Origin of the sequence: Parafannyhessea sp. (genome assembly GCF_051876455.1) — a bacterium.
Classification (GTDB): domain Bacteria; phylum Actinomycetota; class Coriobacteriia; order Coriobacteriales; family Atopobiaceae; genus Parafannyhessea.
In genome coordinates this window covers 1-4,898 of sequence record NZ_JBJEHW010000047.1, presented here as the reverse complement: position 1 = coordinate 4,898, position 4,898 = coordinate 1, and the positions used below count along the sequence as shown (strand labels likewise).

Genomic DNA, 4,898 nt, shown 5'->3' with positions numbered 1-4,898 from the left:
CAACATCGTGCTCTCGCACGTGAGCCGCAGCTTCGGCCGCAAGAAGGTGCTGGACGACATCAGCCTCACCATCAAGGGCGGCGAGCTCGTGGCCATCGTGGGCAGCTCGGGCGGCGGCAAGTCCACGCTCGGCAGCATCATCCTGGGGACGCTGCGCCCCACCAAGGGCCGGGTCATCTTCGAGGGCAACCTCGGCTTCGTGCCACAGCAGAACCTCGTGCACCAGAACCTTCGCGTGCGCCAGCAGCTCGAGTTCTATGCGCGCGCCGTCAAGCACCTCTCGGGCCCCAAGGCCAAGGAGCGAATCGACTGGGTCATGCGCGAGCTCGAGCTCACGGGCGTCAGCAAGACGCTCATCCGCAAGTGCTCCGGGGGAGAGAAGCGTCGCGTCTCGGTTGCGTGCGAGCTCCTCTCGTACCCCGACGGCCTGCTGCTGGACGAACCCACCTCGGGCCTCGACCCCGGCGACTCCGGCAACCTCGTCTCGGTGCTGCACGGCCTCGTGCACAACGAGCGCATGAGCTGCCTCGTGATCAACCACGACTACGAGAACATCCAGCTGTTCGACAAGATCTGCTTCCTCGCGCACGGCAAGGTCTGCTTCTACGGCACACCGGACAAGCTGTTCGAGTACTTCGACACGCGCTCCACGCGCGAGATATACACCCTGATGGACAAGGACCCCGTCCCGTTCATCCGTCGCTTCGAGGAGTGGCGCCGCGACCATCCCGACGCCCTTGGAGGCATGTGCTGATGAGTCTGAGCTTCGTCGAGCAGGTGGCCATGCTTGCCCGCGAGTCGTTCAACAAGAAGTCCGAGCTGCTGATGGCGGCGTCCGCCCTCATCATCAGCTCGCTCGCGTCGTGGGTCATCCGCTACCGCATGTTCGACTACTACGAGAACGCCAAGATCGGCTTCTTCATCGTGGTGTGCTGCTGCCTCTGGATGGGCCTGTTCGACTCCATCCTCTGCATCTGCGACGCCCGCGACGTGCTCGAGCGCGACAAGTTCTCGGGCCTCAACCCGTACTCGTTCATATTCGCGAACGTGGTGTGGCAGGCCGCCCACGCGCTTCTCCAGACGGCGATCCTCTTCTACATGAGCACGTACATCATCGAGTGGCCCGTCAATACGCCGGCGCTCCTCGCGCCCGCCATGGTGGAGTACTTCCTCACGCTCTTCCTCATCACCTTTGCCGCGCAGATGCTGGGGCTGGGCGTCTCGGCCATCGTGCGCACGTCGCAGCAGGCGCTCACCGTGGCGCCGTTCATCCTCATCTACGAGCTCATCATGTCCGAGACGCTCTTTGGCCTGCCCGACGCGATCCGTCCCCTGCGCGAGACCACGATCGTGCGCTGGGGGCTCTCCGCGCTCGGCACGATCTTCGACATCGACACCCTGCCCTGGAAGGCCGAGACCTCGGTCAAGAAGATCATGGGGCAGGTGTCGCAGCAGGTGACCGACCAGGTGACCAACGCCGCCACGCGCGAGCTCTCCAAGTCGCCCGTCGCCGGCGCCAAGATCCCGTTCTTCGACACGCTGATCGCCCGCCTGCAGGACTACATCACCAACTTCCCCCTCAGCCCGTCGGTCCTGGGGGTCGACCACAACCTTCCCGAGTACACCGCGACGGCGCCCTTCCTCGCACACGTCTGGCTCATGCTGGGCGTGCTGGCCCTGGTGGGTGTCCTTCTCGCCCTCGTGGGCCTGCGCCGCACCGTCGAGACGCGCTAGCGCCCCTCGGTCGCGCGCCGCGATCCGTCCGAATCTGACACTGGAGTTGAGTCTATGTTCTGGTCGCTCGTCAGCCTCCTGGTCCTTGGCCTCGTGGTCAGGGGCATCTTCTTCCTGGTCAAGTGGTTCGTGTCGTGGCTGGGTCGCGGCAAGCGCATCGAGCGCGCCGCCCAGGACCGCGCGCTGCCGCAGGACGTGCGCGACGCCGCCAAGGAGCTGGACTTCTACTACCGGCTCAAGGGGTACCGCAAGCTCATCGGCAAGCCGCTCAGGCTCACGCGCGCGCAGCTCGCGGTCCTGGCCCAGCGCGAGAAGGTCGTCCGCAACGACCGCGTGGAGCACATGCGCATCACCTGGTACCAGGTCGTGATCGTCTTCATCGTGGGGGCCGTGGGCGGGCTCTTCCTCGAGGAGGGCTGGATGTTCCTGACGGAGGGGCTCACGCAGGGGCGCTACGGCCTGGTATGGGGGCCCTTCTCGCCCCTGTACGGCGTGGGGGCCGTGCTGCTCACCCTCGTGTCGCGCGAGCTCATGCGCCGGCACGCGAAGTGGTGGCAGATCTTTTTGGTGTCCATGGCCGTGGGCGGCCTGCTGGAGCAGATAACCGGCTGGGGCATGGAGACGTTCATGGGCGCCGTATCCTGGGACTACAGCACCGTGCCCGGCCACATCACCAAGTGGGTCTCGTGGCCGTTCCTGTTCTTCTGGGGCGTGATCGGCCTCTTGTGGTCCTCCGTCATCACGCCGTGGCTGCTCGACCTCATAGGCGAGCCCACCACGCGCCGCCAGGTGGTCTTCGTGTTCATACTTGCCGCCTACCTTGCGCTCGACGTGTTCATGACACTGGCGTGCTTCACGCGCCGCGCCCAGCGCGACCAGGGCATCCCTCCGCGCAACCAGTTTGAGGAGTGGGTGGACGCCAACTTCTCGAACCAGTTCATGTCGCACCGCTTCGAGAACATGGTGATCGAGGGCCGCGGCAAGTAGCGCGGGTGCACGATGCCGCCGCGGGCGAGAAGGACGTCCCCGCGTCTGCGGCCGCAAGCTATCCTCCAGCTTTGTGCGATTGGTGCGACCCGTGTGCGCCCCACCGCAGGCGACTCGGCGGGGCGAACGGCATGACTGAGATAACACGGGGCGGTTGGGTACCATAACCATGCGGCAGGCGCGGGCCTGCCCACGCGGGCGCCCAGTGCCCCGCGCAACTGCGATTATGGATGGGATGCCCATGCGTGTTCTGCTTGCCGAGGATAACGTGCGCCTTGCGCGCGCGACCGAGGTGATACTTCAGAAGAGCGGCCTCACGGTCGAGGTCGTGCACGACGGCCCCGCGGCGCTCTCCGCGCTCAGGGGCGGCTACTTTGACGTGGCGGTGCTTGACATCATGATGCCCGGGCTCGACGGGCTGGAGGTGCTCCGCCGCGTGCGCGCCGAGGGAAACGACGTGCCGGTGATCCTGCTGACCGCAAAGACGCAGGTGGACGACAAGGTCGTTGGCCTGGAGGACGGCGCGGACGACTACATCACCAAGCCGTACGACAGCCGCGAGCTCGTGGCGCGCATCCGCGCGGCGGCGCGGCACCGCTCCGGCGCCTCGCCCAAGGTGTGCTTTGGCGACCTGGTGATCGGCGAGGACGACTCCACGCTCTCGACCCGCGAGGGCTCCCTCAGCGTGAACCAGCGCGAGGCCCAGATGGCCGCGCTCCTGGCCCATGCGGGAGGCAAGAGGGTCGACACGAGCTGGCTGAGCGAGCGCGTGTGGGACGGCGCCGCCCTCGACGGCGAGGTGGAGCTGTACGCGAGCTACCTCAACGGCAAGCTCGAGGCGCTGGGTTCCGACGTGAAGGTCGAGGGCTCCTCCGACGACGGCTGGAGGATGGTCGAGTCCTGTGGAGCGTAGGCTCCGCATACAGCTCACGATCTATGTGGCGGCGGCGCTCGTGGTGCTGCTGGGCGTGATGTTCGTGGGCACGTACATGGTGCGCCGCGGGCAGGTGGACGTGGACGCGGACAAGGCCATCGACCAGATCATCGCCAACGACGGCGAGACGCCCAAGGACATGTCCGGCTACTCGAGCAGCAAGATCGAGGGCTTCTACGAGATGCGCTACCTGATGGCGACCGTGAGCGCGGACGGCACCGTCCAGAGCGCGAACCTCGACCACGTCGCGACCGTGAACGAGGACGAGGCCGCCACCCTGGTGAAGAAGGCGCTGGCACGTAGCCAGGACCGCGGCTACGTGGGCAAGTTCCGCTATCGCGTGCAGTCCGAGGCGGACGGGACGAAGACCGTCGTCCTTCTCGACCGTGACCGGCAGATCGCGGCGCTGAACGACAGCGTGACGGACGAGATGATGGTGTACGCGGGCGGCGTCGTGGTGGTGACGGTCATCTTCATGCTGGTGTCGAAGCGCATCGTGCGGCCGATCGTGAGCGCGCACGAGAGCCAGCGGCAGTTTGTGATCGATGCGGGGCACGACCTGAGGACGCCGCTCTCCATTATTTCGGCCGACGCGGACGTGCTGGCCATGGACGTGGGCGAGAACGAGTGGATTGATGATATAAAGGACCAGGTGGGCGTCATGAGCGGGCTCACCGAGAGCCTCATCGTGCTTTCGCGCGCGGCGACGGAGGACGAGCGCACCATCGGCATGGTCAACCTGTCCGACGTGGTGGAGCGCGAGGCCAAGGGGTTCAAGTCGCGCGTGCTGACGGAGGGCCACCCGCTCAGCTGCGACGTGGAGCCCAACGTGTACGTGCGCGGCAACGAGCAGTACCTGCAGCGCATGGTGGGGGCGCTGATCGACAACGCCTTCAAGTACTCCGTGGCGGGCGGGAGCATCGAGGTGCGCCTGGAGGGGCACCACCTGCACCAGGCCGAACTGACCGTCTCCAACGAGACCAAGGGCGTGGACCCCAAGGAGGTCGGGCTCTGGTTTGGGCGGTTCTACCAGTCCGACCGCGCGCGGACGCACAAGGCGGGCGGCTTTGGCATCGGGCTGAGCATGGTGGCGGCCGTCGCGCGCGCCCACGGCGGCAAGGCCCGCGCGGAGGCCAAGCCCGACGGCAGCGGGGTCACCATGACCGTGACGCTGCCGACGCGACGCGACCCGCAGGCGAGGTCGCGCGCGAACGCGATCTCCGGCTTTGTAAAGGGCGGATTC

5 protein-coding genes are annotated in these 4,898 nt (G+C 66.6%); all 5 read left to right on the top strand.

From position 1 onward, the window contains the following. The coding region (locus ACI38Z_RS02215) for an ABC transporter ATP-binding protein (protein WP_439788553.1) at positions 1-754 on the top strand (754 nt) is incomplete at its 5' end. Then, positions 754-1,734 carry an ABC transporter permease gene (locus ACI38Z_RS02210; protein WP_439788552.1) on the top strand — a complete coding sequence of 327 codons (981 nt, stop codon included), beginning with the start codon at positions 754-756 and terminating at the stop codon, positions 1,732-1,734. The genes ACI38Z_RS02215 and ACI38Z_RS02210, both read left to right, overlap by 1 nt. Before the next feature lie 54 nt (positions 1,735-1,788). After that, on the top strand, positions 1,789-2,721 hold the full coding sequence (locus ACI38Z_RS02205) for a putative ABC transporter permease (protein ID WP_439788551.1): 933 nt from the start codon (positions 1,789-1,791) through the stop codon (positions 2,719-2,721). Between the two features lie 241 nt (positions 2,722-2,962). Continuing rightward, entirely contained in the window at positions 2,963-3,634 is a 672-nt protein-coding gene (locus tag ACI38Z_RS02200; RefSeq protein WP_439788550.1) for a response regulator transcription factor, read from the top strand. Beyond that, on the top strand, positions 3,624-4,898 hold a 1,275-nt coding region (locus ACI38Z_RS02195; protein WP_439788549.1), incomplete at its 3' end, for a sensor histidine kinase. The genes ACI38Z_RS02200 and ACI38Z_RS02195, both read left to right, overlap by 11 nt.